This window comes from Gammaproteobacteria bacterium (genome assembly GCA_041395725.1).
Classification (GTDB): Bacteria; Pseudomonadota; Gammaproteobacteria; order Pseudomonadales; family Pseudohongiellaceae; genus NORP240.
This window is the reverse complement of sequence record JAWKZW010000001.1, coordinates 2,444,157-2,465,432: the sequence shown is the minus strand read 5'-3', so window position 1 is coordinate 2,465,432 and position 21,276 is coordinate 2,444,157. Positions and strand designations below refer to the sequence as shown.

At 58.6% G+C, this 21,276-nt stretch carries 15 protein-coding genes; 13 read left to right on the top strand and 2 right to left on the bottom strand.

Annotation, left to right across the window (positions count from 1 at the left end):
- The first annotated feature begins 203 nt into the window (after positions 1 to 203).
- Together prsK and prsR are read left to right on the top strand one after the other, a co-directional pair.
- On the top strand, positions 204 to 2,429 hold the full coding sequence (prsK, locus tag R3F50_10865; GenBank protein ID MEZ5490807.1) for a PEP-CTERM system histidine kinase PrsK: 2,226 nt from the start codon (positions 204 to 206) through the stop codon (positions 2,427 to 2,429).
- Positions 2,426 to 3,820, top strand: coding sequence for a PEP-CTERM-box response regulator transcription factor (prsR, locus tag R3F50_10860; protein MEZ5490806.1), 1,395 nt, complete (start codon positions 2,426 to 2,428; stop codon positions 3,818 to 3,820). The genes prsK and prsR overlap by 4 nt, the downstream gene beginning before the upstream one ends.
- Positions 3,821 to 4,014: 194 nt before the next feature.
- On the opposite strand, the gene R3F50_10855 is transcribed toward prsR, so the two are convergent.
- Both R3F50_10855 and R3F50_10850 read right to left on the bottom strand, forming a co-directional pair.
- Positions 4,015 to 6,348: a tetratricopeptide repeat protein gene (locus R3F50_10855; protein MEZ5490805.1), complete on the bottom strand. Its 2,334-nt coding sequence runs from the start codon at positions 6,346 to 6,348 to the stop codon at positions 4,015 to 4,017.
- A gap of 335 nt (positions 6,349 to 6,683) precedes the next feature.
- The gene (locus R3F50_10850; GenBank protein MEZ5490804.1) at positions 6,684 to 7,235 is read right to left on the bottom strand and encodes a low molecular weight protein-tyrosine-phosphatase; all 552 of its coding nucleotides are present in this window, start codon (positions 7,233 to 7,235) and stop codon (positions 6,684 to 6,686) included.
- A gap of 102 nt (positions 7,236 to 7,337) precedes the next feature.
- On the opposite strand from R3F50_10850, the gene R3F50_10845 reads away from it, so the two are divergent.
- The 11 genes from R3F50_10845 (at position 7,338) to R3F50_10795 (ending at position 21,267) form a co-directional block, all read left to right on the top strand.
- On the top strand, positions 7,338 to 8,933 hold the full coding sequence (locus R3F50_10845; GenBank protein ID MEZ5490803.1) for an acyl-CoA ligase (AMP-forming), exosortase A system-associated: 1,596 nt from the start codon (positions 7,338 to 7,340) through the stop codon (positions 8,931 to 8,933).
- Between the two features lie 251 nt (positions 8,934 to 9,184).
- Positions 9,185 to 9,826: a polysaccharide export protein gene (locus tag R3F50_10840; GenBank protein MEZ5490802.1), complete on the top strand. Its 642-nt coding sequence runs from the start codon at positions 9,185 to 9,187 to the stop codon at positions 9,824 to 9,826.
- Positions 9,827 to 9,897: 71 nt separating this feature from the next.
- Complete coding sequence (locus R3F50_10835) at positions 9,898 to 11,436, top strand: chain length-determining protein (protein ID MEZ5490801.1); 1,539 nt, start codon at positions 9,898 to 9,900, stop codon at positions 11,434 to 11,436.
- A 45-nt stretch (positions 11,437 to 11,481) separates the two neighbouring features.
- Positions 11,482 to 12,384 (top strand): XrtA-associated tyrosine autokinase, encoded by a 903-nt coding sequence (locus tag R3F50_10830; GenBank protein ID MEZ5490800.1) that lies wholly within the window; start codon positions 11,482 to 11,484, stop codon positions 12,382 to 12,384.
- Complete coding sequence (locus R3F50_10825; protein MEZ5490799.1) at positions 12,381 to 13,898, top strand: TIGR03016 family PEP-CTERM system-associated outer membrane protein; 1,518 nt, start codon at positions 12,381 to 12,383, stop codon at positions 13,896 to 13,898. The genes R3F50_10830 and R3F50_10825 overlap by 4 nt, the downstream gene beginning before the upstream one ends.
- A 46-nt stretch (positions 13,899 to 13,944) precedes the next feature.
- On the top strand, positions 13,945 to 15,093 hold the full coding sequence (gene wecB, locus R3F50_10820; protein MEZ5490798.1) for a UDP-N-acetylglucosamine 2-epimerase (non-hydrolyzing): 1,149 nt from the start codon (positions 13,945 to 13,947) through the stop codon (positions 15,091 to 15,093).
- Positions 15,093 to 15,995: a DUF3473 domain-containing protein gene (locus R3F50_10815; GenBank protein MEZ5490797.1), complete on the top strand. Its 903-nt coding sequence runs from the start codon at positions 15,093 to 15,095 to the stop codon at positions 15,993 to 15,995. Before wecB ends, R3F50_10815 begins: the two co-directional genes overlap by 1 nt.
- Positions 15,992 to 17,044, top strand: coding sequence for a FemAB family PEP-CTERM system-associated protein (locus R3F50_10810; protein ID MEZ5490796.1), 1,053 nt, complete (start codon positions 15,992 to 15,994; stop codon positions 17,042 to 17,044). Before R3F50_10815 ends, R3F50_10810 begins: the two co-directional genes overlap by 4 nt.
- Complete coding sequence (locus R3F50_10805; protein MEZ5490795.1) at positions 17,044 to 18,360, top strand: TIGR03087 family PEP-CTERM/XrtA system glycosyltransferase; 1,317 nt, start codon at positions 17,044 to 17,046, stop codon at positions 18,358 to 18,360. The genes R3F50_10810 and R3F50_10805 overlap by 1 nt, the downstream gene beginning before the upstream one ends.
- Positions 18,353 to 20,080 carry an exosortase A gene (gene xrtA / locus R3F50_10800; protein ID MEZ5490794.1) on the top strand — a complete coding sequence of 576 codons (1,728 nt, stop codon included), beginning with the start codon at positions 18,353 to 18,355 and terminating at the stop codon, positions 20,078 to 20,080. Before R3F50_10805 ends, xrtA begins: the two co-directional genes overlap by 8 nt.
- A complete protein-coding gene (locus R3F50_10795) occupies positions 20,077 to 21,267 on the top strand; it encodes a TIGR03088 family PEP-CTERM/XrtA system glycosyltransferase (GenBank protein ID MEZ5490793.1) in 1,191 nt (396 codons plus the stop codon). The genes xrtA and R3F50_10795 overlap by 4 nt, the downstream gene beginning before the upstream one ends.
- The last annotated feature ends 9 nt before the right edge of the window (positions 21,268 to 21,276 follow it).

The following is a 21,276-nucleotide window of genomic DNA, read 5'->3' as shown; positions in this document are numbered from 1 at the left end:
CAGGGTTCTGACAAACGCGGTCCTAATAATCGGGTCGATAGACGGCAGGGTAGTACGGCGCGAAATCCGTCTCTGTACGTCATCGTACAGACCACAGCGACCGTATCACGGTTAATGTACTACTCTCGTCAACTGGCTCGTCGACTGGCAATGCCGGTCGGCAGTAACACAAGCGCCAGGTCTTACCTGAATCAGAGCAGCCCATGCCGGTTCCAATCGGACTGATCACATACCTCACAGCGAGTGCCAGCATTACCGCGCTGGCTATTCTGCTGGCATTCTCGAAGCGAAGTTTCACGCTGGGCCCTTCCCTGCTGCTCGCCTGCATAGTTTCGGCCAGCTGGGCTGCCATTGTCGCGTTCAGCACCGTACTGACCTGGCTGCCAGGGACACTGGTGCAACTGAGTGAACTGTTACGCAATGCCAGCTGGCTCTTCGTCCTGCTGCAATTACTTGGACTGCAAAGCAGCGGCACGGCCTGGCTGATCGGTGGCTGGCACTGGCGCCGCAGTTTTTTTGCCGCATCGGCGGCGGCGCTGACACTGATTGCTGTCCAACCCTTGCTGCCAGCAGCGCCGTTTGATGAACCGGGTTTTCATTACCAGCTGGTATTGATACTGTGGCTCGCCGTGGCACTGACTGGACTGGTGATCATCGAACAACTGTACCGGAATGCCACGCAGTCCGCCCGCTGGTCGATCAAATTTCTGTGCCTGGGCCTGGGTGCCCTGTTCGCCTATGACTTCTTCATGTACGCGGAGGCCCTGTTGTTCCGCGATCTGGATGCGGAACTGTGGCAGGCTCGCGGACTGGTCAACGCCCTGGTCATTCCCCTGCTGGCGGTGGCCATCTCACGGATCAGTAACTGGCAGGTCGGTCTGCACGTCTCGCGCCAGGTGGCTTTCCATACCGTTACCATCACAGGCGCTGGGCTGTACCTGCTTGGAATGGCCGCCGCCGGCTTTGCAATCCGTTATCTTGGGGGAACCTGGGGCAGCATGCTGCAGATGGGGTTCATGGCCGCCGCTGCTGCCCTGTTGGCGATACTGTTGTTTTCGGGCAAGCTGCGGTCCGAAATCCGCGTGTTTCTCAACAAGCACTTCTACAGTTATCGCTACGACTATCGCGAGGAATGGTTGAAGTTCACCCTCGCACTGGCGAATCTCAACGACAATGTCGCCGAGGGCATCATCCGCATCATGGCACCGCTGACCAGCAGTCCCGCCGGTCTGCTGTGGGGTGGTGATGACGGTCAGGCCATGCATCTGCTGGCCCACTGGGAAATGCCACCACCTCCAGCCGGCTCCACCCTTGGCCGACTGCCGGAATGGCTGCAACAGGCGGACTGGGTCATCGACCTGCAGGAATGGCGTCGTTCTTCGGATCTCTACAAAGATCTGGAACTGCCGGAATGGCTGCACAATGATGACCAGCTGTGGTTAGTCATACCCCTGGTGTTCCGCGATCAGGTTCAGGCCGTTCTGATGTTGAAGAAATCGTCTCTTAAGAACACGCTGAACTGGGAGGATCGCGATCTACTCAAAACCACAGGTCGCCAGGCCGCCACGCATCTGGCGCAGCATCTGGCCAGTGAGGCACTGGTGGAAGCACGCCAGTTCGACGCGTTCAATCGCCTGTCGGCTTATGTTATCCACGACCTGAAAAACATCCTGGCCCAACAGTCATTGATCGTCTCCAATGCAGCGAAGCACCGGGACAACCCCGAGTTCATCTCCGACATGATCAACACAGTTGATAACTCAGTGAAGCGCATGAAACGGCTGATGGAACAGATGCGCAGCGGCATACGCAGCACCCCCAACAACCTGGTTCCGCTTCCTGAGATACTGCATCAGGTCATTGCCGAGAGAGCTTCCGGCAAGCCGGTACCCCGCGCAGATTTCCAAACAGACGACGCGGCAAAGGCCAGTGTCACACCTGCCGTAACGACAGAGACGTCTGACGAGTGCGTAGTCGAAGCCGATCGGGATCGACTGGCAACAGTATTCAATCATCTGATCCAGAATGCCCAGGAAGCTACAAACGTTAAAGGACAGGTAGTCGTCCGACTCCGGTGCTCTGCCGATCTGGTGACCGTGGACATCGAAGACAGCGGCACCGGTATGTCAACCGATTTCGTCCGTGATCGCCTGTTCCGGCCGTTCGAGTCGACCAAGGGGCTGACCGGCATGGGGATCGGCGCTTTCGAGAGTCGCGAGTACATCCGTCAGCTTGGCGGCGATATCAGAGTTGACAGCACTCCGGGAGAAGGCACGACCTTCTACGTGACTATTCCCCGGCGAACCGGCGGTTTCCCCGCCCCCGCCTCCGGGCAACAGAACTTATCCCATCAACAGACTACGGCGAATCCGGTACAATCGGCGGCTACGCCGGACATGCCCATCGGCAACGAAAAGAGCGAGACATGACCAGACGCGACTCCGACAACAAAGACACCCGTTATCTGCTGGTAGTGGAAGACGACAAAGGTCTGCAGAGTCAACTGCGCTGGGCCTTCGAAGATCACGAGGTGATACTGGCCGGCGACCGGGGCGAGGCCATTGCTGCCCTGCGACGTTGCGAGCCCGGCGTGGTGCTGCTGGATCTCGGGCTACCCCCTGACCCGGGAGGTGTCACCGAGGGCCTGGCCACACTGAAAGAAATACTGTCTCTGGCGCCAGCAACAAAGGTCATCATCGTTACCGGCGACAATGATCGCGCCAATGCCGTCCGGGCCATCTCCAGCGGTGCGTATGACTTTCACCAGAAGCCGGCCGATCCCGAGCTGTTGGCACTGCTGGTGAACCGGGCCCAGCACGTCTATGAACTGGAGATGGAAAACAAGCGGCTCCAGCAGGCCGACGAACACATGCCACTGCGGGGCATTATCGCTTCCAGCCCGGAAATGCTGAAGGTATGCCGAACCGTGGAGAAGATCGCGCCCAGCGACATCACCACTCTGATACTCGGGGCCAGCGGCACCGGCAAAGAACGGTTCGCCCGGGCCCTGCACGAGCTCAGCCCCAGGGCAAAGAAGAAGCTGGTGGCCATCAACTGCGCCGCCATCCCGGAGAACCTGCTGGAAAGCGAGCTGTTCGGTTACGAGAAAGGTGCATTCACGGGCGCCAGCCAACAGACGCCAGGCAAGATCGAATACGCCGACGGAGGCACGCTGTTTCTGGACGAAATCGGCGATCTGCCACTGGATCTGCAGGCCAAGCTGCTGCGTTTCATACAGGAACGGGTCGTGGAGCGCATCGGTGGCCGTAAGGAAATTCCGGTCGATGTGCGCATTGTCTGCGCGACTCACCAGAATCTGGAGGGGCAGATCCAGGTGGGCCGGTTCCGGGAGGATCTTTACTACCGCGTCAGCGAAATGACCATCAGGATACCTGCACTGAAGGACCGCTCCGGTGACGCCGCCGTGCTGGCCAAGGCATTTTTAGCCCGCTTTGCCGCTGAGCTGGCCCCGGGAGTAAAAGGGTTTGACGATGGCGCAATAGCTGCCATCGAACAGTACAGCTGGCCCGGAAACGTGCGGGAACTGGAAAGCCGTGTGAAACGCGGCGTCATCATGGCGGAAGGCAGCCAGGTCACCGCTGCGGATATGGAATTGGACAACAGCGACGAAACTGCCGCCGCCGTGCCGTTGAACCTGCGGCGGATCCGGGAAAGTGCTGAGAAGCAGGCCATCGTGAGGGCGCTCAGCTACACCAATGACAATATTTCTGAGGCTGCCAATCTGCTGGGTGTGGCGCGTCCGACTCTATACAGTATGATGGATAAGTACGGACTTCGAGAGATCAGCGAAGAGGAATGAAGCGCAACCTCTTTATCTCGGAGCCTGTCCCCGTCACGGGACTATACCGAGCGATCAGGGTCGAGTGATTTTACCCGGTGGGAAACCGGTCATGAGTACCGACTTACCCCTGCACCACCCTAACTTCAGCCCCGGCCCGTCGAGCAGCCCGAACTACCCTCTTACGGGATCCGAGCCCCTCGACCTGTCACGATTCACTGTAACTCAGCAAGCAGGCTCCGGGCCGCTTCCCGCTGACTATCGGCAACGCTGTCGTCGCTGATAATTGCCTCCAGTATGGCCACCGCCTCACCAGTCTGACCATTGGCGTGAAGAATGGCGGCACGATTAGTGCGGATACTCGGGTCTGCCGGCGTCGAATCGAGGGCACGCTGATTCAGAGTCAGCGCCTCTTCCAGGGCACCCAGCTCCAGTTGTACCATGGCATAGGTATCCAGGATCTGCGGATTATCCGGCACCAGGGAGTCGGCCCGCTCGATGTGGGTCAGCGCCTGTTGTGGATCGACTTCGCGCATCAACCAGGCCAGGTTGTTCAGGGCAACTACGTTATCCGGGTTGTCATCAAGAAGCTCCTGGTAACGTTTTTGCGACTGCTGTTCGTTACCCAGCGCCAAATATGTAGTTGCCAACTCGTTACGCACCATCTGATCCGCCGGATACTCATCCAGCCAATCCTCCAACAGGCTGATGGCCTCATCCCCACGCCCCTGTGCGCCGACGGCTCCGCTAAGCCACAGAATTGTATAGGTGTTGGGATTCTCTTCCTGCGCTCTGCGCAGCAGCGGCTCGGCCTCGGCGTGTCGATCCATGGCAAGCGCTATGCGTCCTCGCGCTACCAGTACAGATGGGTTTTCCGCGTACTCTTCAGGAAACTGCGCTAAAAGGGTTCCGGCTTCTTCAAGATTGCCCAACCTCACCAGGACATCCACCAACAATGCCTGTAATCCCAGGTTGTCCGGTTGCTCCTCCAGTGCCTGGCGCAGGCGCGCTTCCGCATCGCTGAAATGTCCCCGTGCGGATTCCATGTCGTTCTGCTGCATGGCTATGCGGGCCATGAAAAGATTAGGGCGTGGGTTGTCAGGCAGCTGCTGCGCATAATCCTCCGCTTCCGCCATTGCCGACTCGATGTCCCCCGCCGACAAATGCGCCTGGATCAGTGCTTCACGGACCTGGGTCAACTGGGGTGTCAGGTCGCGGGCCGCCTGCAACTGAGCAATACCGCCCGCAGTATCGCCGGATTGCATTAACGCGGAACCCAATGCCATTCTGGGTTCGGGTGCCTCGGGATTCACATTGATCATCCGCTCGAGCAACTCGATACTCTGGGCCCCACCCTGATCCTGGGCCTCCAGGGCCGATACCAGAATACCCATGGCTGGGTAGTTCATCGCGTCAAACTGAAGAATGCTGCGCGCCACCTCCTCCGCTGATTCCGGATCACCCTGCTGCAGGTAGAGGTTTGCAGACATCAGCTGCCCCTGGAGGTTGCCGGGCTCGGCAGCGAGCAATCGATCCAGTTGCCCCCGGGCCGTAGCCAGATTCCCTTCACCGATGTTAGCCACTGCAGACAGGAAGAGACTGCCCGAATGATCCGGGATTACATTGAGCACGTTAAACAGCGCCGCCAGGGCTCCTTCGTTGTCTCCGGATTGAATCAGCAACCTCCCCTGCAGGAAGCTCACACCGGGATGATCGGGATAATTGCGTAACAAGGTCTGCAGATCATTTCGGACCTGGTCGACCTTGCCCTGATCCATGCGCACTTCAACCAGGCTTAGAAGGTCGGTGAATCGGTAGGGGTTAAGTGCCACCACGCTTGCGTAGCTGGCTTCCGCGTCAGCGAGCGCGCCCTCCCCTCGTTGGATTCCACCCAGCAGACTCCAAGCCTCGGCGTAATCGGGGTGTGCTTCCAGGGTGCTCTCCAGCAACGTGCGCCCATCTGCCACCTCACCTGGGACTGCCAGTTGGAAAAGTGCGCGTGAGGTGGCTACCATGGGATCTTCGGGTGCGACAGCGAACGCCTCATCCACGAGACTCCTGGCGCGCTCCAGCTCCCCGTTACTGGCATAAACCCGCGCAAGAATCACCTGGTAACGGGGTTGCTCGCTGACGCTGGCAAATTCACCCAGCTCGTGCATCGCCAGAAGCCGCTCGGCATCGCCCGACGCCAGCAATGCCCGGGCATACAATATCCGCGCTTCCTCGTCTTCGGTGACAGACAGCGAGCGCTCCAGCTCCTCGGCGGCGACAACCGGATTCTGCTGAAACAGGTACACCTCGCCGAGCAAGCGCCTGCCTGCGGCATTGCCGGGATTCTGCTGCAGCGCAGTCTTGACATCGATCTCGGCCGCCCGGTCTTCACCCTGGGTCAGTGCCTGCCGGGCCCGGTCCAGCAGCTCCTGCTCCGACACCTCGGGCGAACAGGCACCCAGCATAATGGCCAGCAGCAGTAATGCGCCCGAGCGAAGAGCGGTCAGTCGACTCGGCCTTAGGGGGTTAATTTTGGAAATGCAGTTCTTCATCGTCATGATCGACTCCGGGAGGAAACAGTACCCAACGTACAGGATAAAGCGGATCCCTCGCGGGATCAGTGGGTTATCTTACATAAGTTGCCACATGCAGACCAGTTGCGCCCGTTGACATTTGTCCGGACAGGCTGGGGCGTTTCATCAGGGCAGGCCGGTGCCGATCCGCTAGACGGGCACTTTTTCACGCCCCAGTGCAATGGGGAGGGCGTCCATGGTACACCCGGTATCGCTCGCGCACCCCACAGTACCTTTGCACGTTTGCCTTTATGCATCCCCGCACCTTGGTGCCTTGCACCCCCGCACCTTGTTCCCTTCGCACTTTCGCACCCCAGATGTCAGGTATCCACCGCCATCTGCAAGCTGAGATGCTCTACGAGACGGCACACCGCCTCATCAATCATGGCATGGACATCACGAAACCCCTGAGGATCACCGAAGTACGGGTCTGGAATGTCAGGAACAAATGCTCTCGCCCCGGTCTCCGGCAGGAAGTGGCCGAGCAGCTGGACATTGTCGGAAGTAGGGTCAGAAACATCGCCGTTCGCATCACCATGGGTATTGGCAGGGCCCCAGCCCATGTTCCTTATATCCTCCAGCTGGCTGCGGTCCATCACCAGCACGTAGTCGCTTCGCATGAGCATTCTGGTCGTGAGCCGTCGTGAGCGGATTCGCCCCAGGGGCACACCGGCTTCCGTAGCCACCTCTATGACCCTTGGATCGGGGCGCAGACCGCGCAGGGCGGTCGTACCCGCGGAACTCACCTGTATCCGGCCCGCCAGGCCGTTCTCATGCAATCGCTGACGCAGGAGCCCTTCCGCCAGCGGAGAGCGACAGACATTAGCTGTGCAGACGAACAGCACACGCAATTCCGGGCGCGACCAGAACATCAATTGAAACCTCGTGGGCCTGTAATGGATAATAGGCAGATAATTGTATATTCGCACGAACAGTACCCTCTCGGGGAGAGCCTCACAAGGAGATGCAGTGGCATGGCCGTTCTGATTCATGAACTGATAAGCGACAGGGCAGCGTCCGACGGCGACAGACCGGCTGTCATTTTCCGGGACAGCAGCCTGTCCTATTCGCAATTGCACGAAACCATCCAGCGAGTGTCGAACGGGTTACTGGCCACGGGCATCTCCGCCGGTGATCGCGTTGCCGTCTATCTCCCGAAACAACTTGAGACGGTTGCGGCTCTCTTTGGCGCTTCCTGTGCCGGGGCCAGTTTCGTCCCGGTAAACCCCGCGCTCAAACCCAGACAGGTCACCTACATTCTCCAACACTGTCAGACCGGGGTTCTTGTCACCTCGCTGCAGCGGCTCAAACTACTGGCCGACCAGGTGACGGAGTGGCCGGACCTGCATACCGTCATCGTCATCGATGAGAGCATCAGCGAAACCGTGGCGGAACAGGTGCGCCGGGCTCCGTGGATACAACTGGACACCTGGACCAACCTGCTGTCGGCCCCCAAGAAACAGCCTCACCGGCGCATCGACAATGACATGGTGGCTATCCTTTACACCTCCGGCAGCACCGGCAACCCCAAAGGCGTGGTCCTCTCACACCGCAATATGATGGCCGGCGCCCGCAGCGTGGCACAATACCTGGAAAACACCGCGGAAGACCGGATCCTGGCCATACTTCCGCTGAGTTTCGATGCAGGCCTCAGCCAGCTCACCACGGCGTTCTGTGCCGGTGCGTCAGTAGTGCTGATGGACTATCTGCTCCCCCGTGATGTATTGAAGGCGATGGTGCGTTACCGGATCACCGGGCTCGGGGCGGTACCGACACTGTGGAACCAGCTGGTGCAGCTGGAGTGGCCCGAAGAGATCGCCGGCACATTGCGTTACCTCACCAATACGGGCGGCGCCATGCCCGTAGCCACCACCACCGCCCTGCAGCAGCTGTTGCCGGACACCAGCATCTACCTGATGTACGGCCTTACCGAGGCATTCCGCTCCACCTATCTGCCACCGGACCAGGTCAGCCAGCGGCCGCGCTCCATCGGCAAGGCCATTCCCAATGCCGAGATCCTGGTTGTAAACGAGGCGGGTGAGCTTTGCGGCCCTAACGAACCCGGGGAGCTGGTGCATCGTGGTGCGCTGGTGGCCCTGGGCTACTGGAACGACCCGGAAAAGACAGCAGAACGGTTCAAGCCCTCACCGGTGCAGGACAGTAACCTGCCGGTACCGGAGCTGGCCGTCTGGTCCGGCGATCAGGTGACGCTGGACGAGGAAGGTTACTTGTTCTTCGTCAACCGCAAGGACGACATGATCAAGACCTCCGGTTATCGGGTGAGCCCCACAGAAATCGAGGAAGTCGCCTACAGTTCCGGCCTGGTTGCCGGCGCCGCTGCGATGGGGGTCCCGCATACTGAGCTTGGGCAGACCATCCTGCTGATAGTCACTCCCGTCGATGGCTGGGGAACAGGACACGATACTCTTCGGGCAGAGCTGTTAAACTACTGCCGGGCGGAGCTCCCGGGTTTTATGCAACCGGCGCAGATTGTCGTGCGCGAGACCATGCCCCATAACCAGAATGGCAAGATCGACCGCCGCGCGCTGGCGGACGAGCACTGCAGATAGGATCTTGGGCCAGTATCCGACAAGATAGGTGCTCTAGCGCACATATAATGTCATGGAATCCGGCTACCTTCTCCACGATAGACGGGGATCACCCTTATCGAGTGGCAGCCAGAATGAGTAAACTATGCAGACTTTGGTATGTACTTTGATATTAAGAAGTTAGGTATAGGTAGTCAGAGAAAGATATTTGCAACAACGGTTTTGAGCCGACGCCTGAATTCAAACAGGTTTTGCCCGTGAGGAACAGAGATATGATCGCACAACCATTTCTATCATCCATGTGTCGTTGCCTGGCGCTGCCCGCTGTCCTGATGGCAACATTGATTCTGAGCGCCTGCAGCAGCAGCCCCGAGACGGTTCCGCTGACCGAACGCTTCGATCCACCCGATTACAACTACATCATTGGCCCAGGTGACAGACTCGAGATTTTCGTCTGGGGGCAACAGGAACTCAGTTCCTCCAGCATCGTGCGCCCGGACGGCAAGGTCACTACGCGCCTGGTTGAAGACATGGAAGCCAGTGGCCGAACACCCACGGAACTGGCACGGCAAATCGAAGAAACCTATGCCGAGTACGTTCGCGATCCCATAGTCAGCGTAATCGTGCAGGGCTTCGTCGGAGTGCCTGAGCAGCGGGTCAGCGTCATCGGCGAGGCAACCGAACCGAGAACTGTCCCCTTTTCCCGCCATATGACCCTGCTTGACCTGATGGTGGCCGTGGGCGGCATGACAGAATTTGCAGCCGGCAATCGATCGGTACTGGTGCGGGCGGAAGACGGGCAGTACCGCTCCTATGGATTGCGCCTGGATGACCTGCTCAGGGACGGCGACATTTCCGCAAATATGGCCCTGCGGCCCGGTGACATCGTGATCATCACAGAATCCTGGTTCTGATCCATTATCCGTTCAATTGAGATTTCAGAGTACCTTAAGGTAACTCACTAAGAGGTTAAAAAGAGAAAGCCATGCAGGAAACACTAGCCCTACTGCAGAGCTACATTTTTGGTATCTGGCGACACCGCTGGTCTGCCCTGGTGATTGCATGGCTGATCGCCATTGCTGGCTGGGTATACGTGTCCCGGATGCCTGAATCCTATGTCGCCAACGCCCGTGTCTATGCCGACACCAGCTCCATACTGGGGCCGTTGATGCGGGGATTGACGATCACACCGAATCCCAATGAGCGGATATCGATGATGAGCCAGACTCTCTTGAGCCGACCTAATCTTGAGCGACTGGCCCGGATGACTGATATGGATCTGACTGCCACAACGGAGGCCCAGCAACAAGCTGTAATAGGGCAGCTGCGTGGCGCCATCCGGCTGAGCGGAAATCGGGGCAATAACTCACTGTACTCCATTTCAGTGACTCATCGGGACCGTGACATCGCAAGACGTCTTACCCAGGCAGTGATTACAGTATTCATTGAAACCTCGATGGAAAATCAGACCGCTGACAACTCTGGCGCGCAGAACTTCATCGAGCAGCAGATAGCTGAGTCAGAGAAGCGTCTGGTAGAAGCCGAGAGTCGCCTGGCGGATTTCAAGCGGACCAACGTCGATATGCTCCCTGGCGAAGCTGGAGACTATTACAATCGACTGCGGCGCGCCAGAAGCGACCTGGAGGCCGTGCGCCTGCAATTGCGGGAACTGGAGAGCCGCCAGTCAGAGCTCAATCGGCAGATCGAAGGGGAAGAGCCTGTTTTTATAGCCAGTGGCGGCAGAAGCAGAGCAAACTCTGCGCTGGATCAGCGGATCCAGAGCCTGAAGGTACAGTTAGATCAACTGCTGACCCGCTACACGGAGCGACATCCGGAAGTCAGGCGCACTCAAAGCCTGATTGCAGACCTGGAAGCAGAAAGACAGCAGAACCTGGAAGAAGCTGCTGGCATGCCGGACAGAAATATCATCACGCTGTCGGACAGCCCCATCTATCAGGGCATGCGCTCCCGGCTTGCAGAAACACGGGCTCAGGCTGCCGAACTAAAAGTCCGGGTTGCTGAATACGAAGAAAGGGTCCATGAACTGGAAGCCCAGGTGAATCAGATTCCGGATGTGGAAGCGCAGCTTACACAATTGAATCGTGACTACGATGTGCTGTTCAATCAGCATCAGCAGTTTCTGCAAAGGCGCGAATCCGCACGCCTGTCAGAAGATGTGCAGCGTAATGCCGGAGATGTCACGTTCCGGGTGATCGATCCGCCTTTTGTGCCGCGCCGACCCAGCCAGCCGAACAAGCCCATGCTGAACGGCGGTGTGCTGGTGATGGCACTGGGTGCAGGGGGCGCTCTGGCGCTTCTGCTGACACTGCTGTTCCCCATCGTGACCGATCCCCGAATGCTGACTCAGACAACCGGAGTGCCACTGCTCGGCAACGTGACCTACAAGAAGACACAGGCGGAAACCCGGAAGGAACTGCTGGCGCTGGTCGCTTTCCTGTGCTGCGCAATGGGGCTGGTGGTTGCCTACGGAGCACTTACAACCCTGCCCGGATTGATCGGCTGACGACTGGCAGCTTACTGAACTATCACGATGAATTAAGGAAGGGACATGAGCACCATCGAGAAAGCGCTGCAGACCACTCAGAAACAGCAGCCGGCAACAGCTCCCACTGATGAACCGCCTGGTCAGACCAATGCAGCCCTGTCCCAGGATGACAACGCCGATGTTGTCATCCCATTTGAGCATCTCTATGACAAAGGATACCTGACGCCAACTACGCCACGTGGCGCAACAGCAGAAGAATTCCGGTCCATTAAACGCCCCTTGCTGAGGAATATTTCCGGTCAATCGGCGTCAAGGATCGAGAATTCCAATCTGATCATGGTGACCAGCGCCCTTGAAGGCGACGGCAAGACGTATTCGTCACTGAACCTGGCCATGAGTATCGCCATGGAGCAGGACAAGACAGTGCTGTTTGTGGATGCCGACGTGCACAAAGGCTCAGCCGGCCGGGAGCTGGAAATACCTGACGGAATGCCGGGTCTGATCGACATCCTCGTAGGTGACGCCACACCGGAGGAGACCATCCTGCGTACGTCAATAAAAAATCTGTGCGTTATGCCGTCTGGTGCCCGCCATGAGAATGCCACAGAATTGCTGGCCAGCAAGAGAATGCACCATCTGATGCATGAACTGTCGACACGATATCCGGATCGTGTCGTCATCTTCGACTCACCACCCCTGCTGCTGACCAACGAATCCAGCGTGCTGGCCAGTTTCATGGGCCAGATCGTGTTTGTAGCAGCGGCAAATATCACCCCTCAACATGCAGTACGCGAGGCCCTGGAGCGCATCGGCAAAGATAAAATGGTGGCGTCCATACTCAATAAGGCTCCCAGGCGTCGTTTCAAACTGTTCGGTATAGGTATCGGCTCGGGCTATGGCTATGGATACGGCTATGGGCAACGGAAAGAGAACAGCAAACAGGCATCGGGAGCCCACCAGAAATGAAGCCAGGCACCCCCCTGCTGACCGGCTTGCTGATTGGCGGCACACTGCTATCGCATCATTCTTTTGCAGCAGAATGGGAGCGCAGTGGCGGCGTCTCTCTGAACACCTTCTACTCAGAAAACATATGTCTCAGTACTGACGAGCCGGTAGGGCGCAGCGCCACCACGGTGACACCGACCCTGCGAATAAGCGGTCAGGGAGCGCGCGCCAATCTTTCCCTGAACGCCGCCATCACCTACAACTACCTGGCTGACAGTAGCCTGGAATGCAACGTCGGCCAGAGTGCACTGCTCACCAATCGTCAAGCTGTCATTCCCAGCCTGCGTTATCTTGGTGAACTGGAGCTGGTCGAGAACTGGTTGACACTTGAATCCGATGCAGTTGTTAGCAGGAATCCCATTAACCCCTTTGCAGCGGGAGGCACAAACCGGTTCGACGGCCGCAATAACATCAATATCACCACCCAGTACGGCGCAGGGGCCCGGGTCCAGCGCCGGATTGCCGACAATGCCGATTTGCGCCTGCGCTATTACCACAATGAACAGCAGAACGCCGTCAGCCTTTTCGGGGACAGCAGCGAGGACCGGGGAGAGTTCAATCTGGGCAGCAGGCAGAATGGCAACCGCTTGAGCCTGGGCATTGCCGGTCGTTACAGCAAATTTACTTTTGATCCCAGTGAGCTTAGACCTGCTTTCGACAACACCCTGTCCTCAGCGGAAGCCACGGCCGCACTGCAACTGGTTGCAGGCTGGCAGATCGAATTTCTTCTGGGTCAGGAATGGAACCAATTCATCAGCACTAGCCCTGACATCGACGGTTCGTACTGGGATGTGGGGCTGCGCTGGGCACCCATTGAGCGGGTGAATGTGTCTCTCGGTTACGGCGAGCGATTCTTTGGCCGCACCCCGCGCATGAGCGTCAGCTATCGTCACCGACGCAGCACGGTGGTAGTAGACTACGCACGTTCGCTGACGATTCCCCGCAATTTGCGGGCGTCCAGCCAGGTTTCGGGTGACATTTCGGGTGACATTGTTGTCCCTGAGTTTGACCAGCTACCGGGCGATCCGCTGACGGTAAACGGAGAACCAACATTCATCGGCGATACGCCAATCATCAACGAACGGCTGAACGTCAGGTACAGCTACTCTGCGCGGCGATCCACTATTACAGTCAGAGCCACCGATTCCAGGCAGTTGCGTACAGCAGATTCCGGTGAAGCCACCTTTACGGACCTGAATGTGGTTTTCACCCGGTCGCTGTCAGCCGCGCTCTCAGGGAATATCCGGGTGCTAGTGAGTGAAAGAGAGGGCCAGGGGGGCAATGTGGGATTCTTTGGCCAGAATTCAGAAACCTGGCGCGCAGGAGTTGGCCTGAGTCGCAGCCTGGGCCCCAATACCTCTATGAATCTCGGGTATGACTACACACGCCGGGATTCAGACGCCGATTTCATCTTAAACGCCTTTAATCAGTTCGAAGAAAACCGGGTGACACTTTCGCTACAACATCAGTTTTAGTGTTCGTACAACACAACCAGCCTTTCAGCGACTCTTGGGAAAATCAATGATGCAGCAGAATTATTCCGTCCCTCATATTCTCTGCGTAGTGGGAGCACGGCCCAATTTCATGAAAATCGCCCCCCTGATGCGCGCGTTCATGGCGCCGGGTAGCGGGCTGACCGCCAGTCTAGTGCATACCGGCCAGCATTACGACGCGGCGATGAAACACACCTTTTTCGATCAGCTGCACATTCCCGAACCGGATGTGGACCTGGAAGTAGGCTCCGGTAGCCACGCCGTGCAGACCGGTCAGATCATGCAACGTTTCGAACCCGTACTGGAAGAACACAGTCCGGCGGCAATACTGGTAGTGGGCGACGTCAACTCCACGATTGCCTGCGCGCTGGTAGCGGCCAAAAAAGGGGTACCCGTAATTCACGTGGAAGCCGGCCTGCGCAGCGGGGACCGTGCCATGCCGGAAGAAATCAACCGCATTCTTACCGATCAACTGTCTGACCTGCTGTTCACCACCGAAGCCGCAGCCGCTGCCAATCTGCAACGGGAAGGTATTGCTGCCGACAGGATTCATTTTGTCGGCAACGTGATGATCGACTCCCTGCGCTATAACCTGGCCAATGCGGTATCTGCCAGCGCGACCCTGGCCTCTGCGGGCGCACCACCTGCTTTCAGGGACAACGGCTACGGACTGCTGACTCTGCACCGCCCCTCCAATGTGGATGATCCCGACCTATTAAGGGGACTGCTGGAAGTACTCGCGCAGATCAGCGAGCAGACGCCCCTGGTCTTCCCCGTTCACCCGCGAACCCGGGCCAGGATCAGCGACGCCGGCCTGGACAGCCTGTTGAATAAAGCCGACATCTTATTGCTCCCTCCCCAGGGCTACCTGGAAATGCTGGGGCTGATGGCCGACGCCCGTCTGGTGCTCACCGATTCGGGAGGTATCCAGGAGGAGACTACGGCGCTGGGTGTGCCCTGTCTGACCCTGCGTGAAAACACCGAGCGCCCCATTACCGTCGACCAGGGTACCAATACGGTGGTCGGCACCGACCCGGATGCAATACGAAAAGCCCATGCCGATATCCTCAAGGGGTCCGACAAGGCCGGGCGCCAGCCGGAGCTCTGGGACGGCGCGGCAGCACAGCGTATCGCAGCCGTAATTGCCGACTGGCACAGGGCGTTGAGGGTGGCCTGATGTCCGGCATGAATACCACAGCCCCGGTCAATGCCATGAGTGTGGACGTGGAAGATTATTTCCAGGTGTCGGCATTCGCTCCCCATGTCCCGCGCAGCAGCTGGGAATCGACCCCATTGCGGGTGGAAGCCAATGTGGATCGCATACTGGCTCTGTTTGCCCGCCACAACGTCAAAGCCACGTTCTTCACACTGGGCTGGGTGGCCGAACGTCTGCCGGACATGGTGCGCCGTATCGTAGCCGAAGGTCACGAACTGGCCAGTCATGGCTGGGAACATACCCGGGTAAGCGCTCAGTCTCCGGAGACTTTTCGCGATGACATCACCCGCACCCGGTCTCTGCTGGAGGACATCGGCGGCATGCCTGTGCAAGGCTATCGTGCCGCCAGCTATTCCATCGGCTACGACACGCCGTGGGCTCATGAGATGCTCGCGGATGCCGGTTACCGCTACAGTTCCAGCATTGTGCCGGTCCGGCATGATCACTACGGCATGCCGGACGCCTCCCGGTTCGCCTTTGCCGCAGCGGATGGCCGTATCACCGAAATCCCGGTGACCACGGTCCCCCTGGCAGGCCGCAATCTTAATTGCGGCGGCGGCGGCTGGTTCCGTCTATTCCCCTATAACTTTTCCCGCTGGGCCCTGCGGCATGTCAACCAGAAAGAGCAGGAAAGCGGTCTGTTCTATTTCCACCCCTGGGAGATCGATCCGCAGCAGCCACGACCGGAGGGGCTCACTGCAAAAACCCGATTTCGCCATTATCTCAATCTTGCCCGGATGGAACCCCGCCTGGATCGGCTGCTGAGTGATTTCCGTTGGGACAGGATGGATCGCGTGTTCTCGGCGGCCATTGAAGCACCGGCGACAGCTCTCGAACAGGAACAGCAGGGAGTGGCCCTATGACTGTAACCGTCCGGGAATGCACGCAGACAGACCAAGCCGCCTGGGACGCTTTCGTGGACCAACATCCCCAGGCCACATTCTGCCACCGCTTTGGCTGGCGCCGGGTGTTACAGGACGCCTTCGGGCACACCAGCTATTTTCTGCTGGCGCAGGAAGTGGACGCCGGGCAGCCGGCCCGGACCGTCGGTGTGCTGCCACTGGCACTGGTACACAGTCGCCTGTTTGGCACCAAGCTCGCCAGCCTGCCCTTCTGTGTTTATGGGGGCATTCTCGCCGAGAACAGTGATGCCGGGGCCGCGCTACGCAAGGCTGCCTGTGAACTGGCAGAGCAGTCCGGCGTCGAGGCGCTGGAGCTGCGCAATACCCAACCTTCGAATTCCGGCTGGCCTGTCAAAGATCTGTACTACACGTTCCGGAAGGAATTCAGCGCCGACCATGAAGCAAACATGAAGGCCATTCCCAACAAGCAGCGGGCCATGGTGCGCAAAGGTATCGCCGCCGGGCTGATCAGTGAAGAAGATGCTGACCCCCATTGCAAACGATTCTATCGGGTCTACTCCGAAAGTGTACGCAACCTGGGTACACCGGTATTCAACCGCCGCTACCTGGAGATTCTGCGGGACGAGTTTGGGGTTGATTGCCGCGTGTTGATGATCCGGGACGGTAACCAGGATGTGGCCGGTGTAATGAGTTTCTACTTCCATGGCGAAGTGCTGCCCTACTACGGTGGCAGCATCGCACGAGCACGCAGCATCAAAGGCTGTAATGACTTTATGTACTGGGAGCTGATGCGTCGCAGCGCCGACGAGGGCCTGAACTGCTTCGATTTCGGCCGCAGCAAGTTCAACACCGGCCCCTTCAAGTTCAAGAAAAACTGGGGTTTCGAGCCGGCGCCATTGCCCTATGAATACTACCTGGTCAACACGGATGAGATGCCGGATGTGAACCCCAACAACCCTCGTTATCGCCGTCTGGTGGAAACCTGGCGACGCCTGCCGCTGCCAGTGGCAAACCTGCTGGGGCCACCCCTGGCCAGGAGCCTCGGCTGATGGCGATCGCGCCCGTGCAACAGACAGAATTGACCGAGACCGAGCCAATGGCAACGGAACAGGGTAAAACGCCGCTGCTTTTCCTCTGCCACCGCATCCCCTATCCGCCCAACAAGGGGGACAAGATCCGGTCATTCCATCTGCTTCGACACCTGAGCCGGCACTTCGCTATCCATCTGGCCGGATTCATCGATGATCCCTCTGACTGGGCCGGTGTGGATGCTCTGAGCGATTATTGCCAGGAGACATTCTTCCGCTCACTCAGACCCGGTCTGGCAAGATGGAAGAGCCTTTCGGGTCTGTTAACTGGTAATGCTCTGACACTGCCCTACTATGCTGACCAGAAGATGCAGCGCTGGGTTGCAGAGGCCTGTGCCACCTACGGAATACGACATGTGCTGGTGTATTCCGCCGCTATGGCGCAGTTCGTACCGTCTGACAGTGAGCTATTCGAACGAAAGGTCATCGATTTCGTCGATGTGGATTCGGACAAGTGGCGACAGTATGCGGAGCAGAAGCCTTGGCCATTGAGTTGGCTGTATCGCCGGGAGGCCGGTCTGCTGCAGCGCACCGAAAAGGACCTGGCTGCGGAATACGACGCCAGCCTTTTTGTCTCAGCCGCCGAAGCCGCGTTATTCCGGCAGCTGTCTCCTGAGAACGCCGATCGGATCGGCTTCTATAACAACGGTGTCGATTTCCATTATTTTGATCCATCCGCTGACTCGGCGTCGATGCAAAAGAACCCCTATCCGGCGGGTTGCCGGGCACTGGTTTTCACCGGGGCCATGGACTACTGGCCCAACGTGGATGCGGTCACCTGGTTTGCCGATGAGGTACTGCCAGTGCTGCGCAAGCGGTACCCGGAACTGGCCTTCTTCATCGTTGGCAGCAACCCGGGCGCGAATGTGCAACGACTGGCACGACTGCCTGGTGTCACCGTGACGGGCCGGGTAACCGATATGCGACCCTGGCTGAAACATGCCCTGGCGGCTGTGGCACCAATGCGCGTGGCGCGTGGCGTGCAGAACAAAGTGCTGGAAGCGATGGCCATGGCGCTGCCGGTACTGGTGAGCCGCAAAGGACTGGAAGGCATCGACGCCCGGCACGGTGAACAGGTGTTGCTGGCCGACAGTACCGACGAGTACCTGACCGGGATCGACGGAATCCTTTCTGGACGCTATCCCGACCTGGGGCCTGGGGCCCGTATGCGGATACAACAGCTATTCGACTGGAACCAGACACTGCCAGAGGTGGTTCGACACCTGGCGCCAACTCTCTCATACCAGTTGGAAGGTGGAGACCCCGGCCATGAGTAAGGATTCCACAATGGCGGCGGTAGCCGGCGCGGGGCACGATAAACGCAGCGCAACCGCCTCTGCCTCTGCTTCGGAATACATCCCGACTGCAACGACACAGTCAGGGATAACACCTATTGCCGGCACCCCTGCCGGTCAATCAACAAATGCCAGATGGGTGGTTGCAGCCGTAACCCTCTATGTTCTGCTTATCACCCTGGTTTTCCACGGCACAGCACTCTCCATGGTAGCAATCTGGCTGCGTTCCGATACGTACGCCCATAGTTTTGTCATTCCACTCCTCAGTGTGTATCTGGCATGGCGGCTACGGGGGAGGTTCAGTGCGCTGACGGTGCAACCGGAGCCCCGCGTGTTGCTTCTGATACTCGGTTTCGGTTCTTTATGGTTGCTGGCCAACATGGTGGACGTGCAAGTGGTCCAGCAGTTTGCCTATGTGGCCCTGCTGGTCAGCGGTATCTGGGCCATAGTCGGCACCGGGGTGGCAAGAACTTTTGCATTTCCACTTGGCTTTCTGTTCCTGGCCGTGCCCATGGGATCCGGGTTGATACCGCCACTGATGGAGTTCACCGCCGACACCACCGAGTATCTTCTGCGCGCCAGCGGCATACCCGTGCTTCGCGAAGGCATGTTTCTCTACCTGCCCAGCGGCACCTGGTCGGTCATCGAGGAATGCAGCGGTGTGAACTATGTCATCGCGTCGGTCACTCTCGGCTTGTGCTACGCCCACCTGAACTACACCAGCCTGTGGCGTCAATCGCTATTCGTCCTGGCGGCCATCATCGCACCGGTGCTTGCCAACAGTGCTCGCGCCTACTTCGTGGTACTGGCCGGCCACCTGAGTGACATGCGATTGGGCACTGGTGAAGATCATATTGTGTTTGGCTGGATATTTTTCGGCGCCGTGATGATGCTGATGTTCTGGATCGGAAGCTATTGGCAACAGCCTGAAGCGACACCCCCGGACGCTGAGAGCGGTGCTCCAGCCACGACGCTGCAAGCCAGCACATTGGGTGGCGCTTTCGTTCTTACTCTGCTTTGCGCAGCCTGTTGGCCTGTTCTTGCTGCTGCCATGAACCGCAGTGGCGATCCGGTCGAAAGCATTGCTCTGTCTATGCCCCCCGGGCAGTCGCCCTGGCAGGCTGTAGACTTGATGGATACCCGCTGGCGGCCGCTTCAACCAGGAGCTGACCGGGAACTTGACCAGGTTTACGCGACTCAGTCCGGGGTTGACGTAATGACAGTTGGACTGCACCTGCGTCAATACCTGCAACAGGAAGAAGGCACGGAACTGGTTGACTCGTCCATCAACGCCTGGCGTTCAGAGTCGGATGACTGGGAGTTCCTGAGCAGTCAAAGCGCGCTCACAGATCTTGAAGCTCCCCGACAGGTGACCGAGGCACGGGTCACACGGGGCAGTGACGACCTGCTGGTGTGGTCCTGGTACCGGATCGACGATAGGCATGCGACCAATCAGTACCTGATCAAGATACTGGAGGCGAAACAGCAGCTCCTTGAAGGCCATCGCCGTGGCGCCCGCATATTCATCGCCACTCAGCTGAATGGGGACAGGGGGCAGGCCAGACAGACCCTGCAGAACTTTATCGCAAAACATCTTGCCGCCATCGAGTACTCCCTGGATACCGGTATTGCCGATAATCCCGGTTCAGCAGATAGAGACTTCGCGATGGAGCCCAACGCTGGCGTGGGGACTGGTGAATGAAGCGGCCGTCACAGCCCCCTCTGCTCGTGCACATCATTTTCACACTGGGCACCGGCGGCCTGGAGAATGGCCTGGTCAACATCATCAACCGCTGCCCTCCGTCTCGTTACCGTCACGCAATCATCTGCCTGAGCCACGCCGAAGAGTTCTCACGGCGACTGACGGCACCGGACGTCGAAGTCATTGAGCTGAACAAAAAGCCCGGCCACGATCTCGGCATGTACTGGCGGCTATGGCGGCACCTGCGCCGCCTGCGGCCAGACATCGTCCATACCCGCAACCTGGCCGCCCTGGAAACCCAGGTACTTGGATTGCTGATGCCCGGCTGCAAACGGGTCCACGGCGAGCACGGCCGGGACATGAACGACCTGAATGGCAGCAACCGCAAATACAACACCCTGCGCCGCTTCCTCAGCCCTTTGATCCACCGCTTCATTGCCGTCAGCCAGGATCTGTCCCAATGGCTGGCAGACACGGTCCGTATTCCTGCAGAAAAGGTTGTTCAGATCTACAATGGCGTGGACACAGCCCGTTTTGCACCACAGGCCAACCAACCGGGCGATGGTAAAGCAGAACTGCCTGACAATTTCCGGCCGCAGAGTAATCGGGTTGTGATCGGCACCGTCGGGCGACTGGCGGCTGTAAAGGACCAGCAGTTATTGTTGACTGCCCTGCACCAACTCCAGACAGAACGCCCGGCATTACGCGACACGCTCCGGCTGATGATCGTTGGAGACGGCCCCGAACGGGCAGCGCTGGAAGCACAGATCGACCGACTGTCGCTGCAGGACCAGGTCTGGCTGGCCGGGGACCGGGAGGACATTCCCGAGCTGCTGCGGAGCATGGATGTGTTCGTATTACCCTCACTGGGAGAAGGCATCTCAAACACTATTCTGGAAGCCATGGCCAGCGGCCTCCCCGTCATCGCCTCTACTGTGGGCGGCAATCCCGAGCTGGTTCAGGAGGGGCGAACCGGGCTGTTGTTTCCGGCCGGCGATGCCGATACCCTGACTGGCGCCCTCACCCGGTTGATCGATGACCAATCCCTGCGCCAGGCGATGGGCCAGGCCGCCATGGCGCACATCCGGCAACATTTTGATTGGCAGCGCACAGTCGAAAGTTACCTGACGCTGTATGATGAGCTGTTGTATCACGGAGCTGTCCGTTCCGGTTTAAGAGGACACTGAGGAAACAGT

Coding starts and splice junctions, on each gene's coding strand:
- prsK (MEZ5490807.1), top strand. CDS start 204: ATGCCGGTTCCAATCGGACTGATCACATACCTCACAGCGAGTGCCAGC.
- prsR (MEZ5490806.1), top strand. CDS start 2,426: ATGACCAGACGCGACTCCGACAACAAAGACACCCGTTATCTGCTGGTA.
- R3F50_10855 (MEZ5490805.1), bottom strand. CDS start 6,348: ATGACGATGAAGAACTGCATTTCCAAAATTAACCCCCTAAGGCCGAGT.
- R3F50_10850 (MEZ5490804.1), bottom strand. CDS start 7,235: ATGTTCTGGTCGCGCCCGGAATTGCGTGTGCTGTTCGTCTGCACAGCT.
- R3F50_10845 (MEZ5490803.1), top strand. CDS start 7,338: ATGGCCGTTCTGATTCATGAACTGATAAGCGACAGGGCAGCGTCCGAC.
- R3F50_10840 (MEZ5490802.1), top strand. CDS start 9,185: ATGATCGCACAACCATTTCTATCATCCATGTGTCGTTGCCTGGCGCTG.
- R3F50_10835 (MEZ5490801.1), top strand. CDS start 9,898: ATGCAGGAAACACTAGCCCTACTGCAGAGCTACATTTTTGGTATCTGG.
- R3F50_10830 (MEZ5490800.1), top strand. CDS start 11,482: ATGAGCACCATCGAGAAAGCGCTGCAGACCACTCAGAAACAGCAGCCG.
- R3F50_10825 (MEZ5490799.1), top strand. CDS start 12,381: ATGAAGCCAGGCACCCCCCTGCTGACCGGCTTGCTGATTGGCGGCACA.
- wecB (MEZ5490798.1), top strand. CDS start 13,945: ATGATGCAGCAGAATTATTCCGTCCCTCATATTCTCTGCGTAGTGGGA.
- R3F50_10815 (MEZ5490797.1), top strand. CDS start 15,093: ATGTCCGGCATGAATACCACAGCCCCGGTCAATGCCATGAGTGTGGAC.
- R3F50_10810 (MEZ5490796.1), top strand. CDS start 15,992: ATGACTGTAACCGTCCGGGAATGCACGCAGACAGACCAAGCCGCCTGG.
- R3F50_10805 (MEZ5490795.1), top strand. CDS start 17,044: ATGGCGATCGCGCCCGTGCAACAGACAGAATTGACCGAGACCGAGCCA.
- xrtA (MEZ5490794.1), top strand. CDS start 18,353: ATGAGTAAGGATTCCACAATGGCGGCGGTAGCCGGCGCGGGGCACGAT.
- R3F50_10795 (MEZ5490793.1), top strand. CDS start 20,077: ATGAAGCGGCCGTCACAGCCCCCTCTGCTCGTGCACATCATTTTCACA.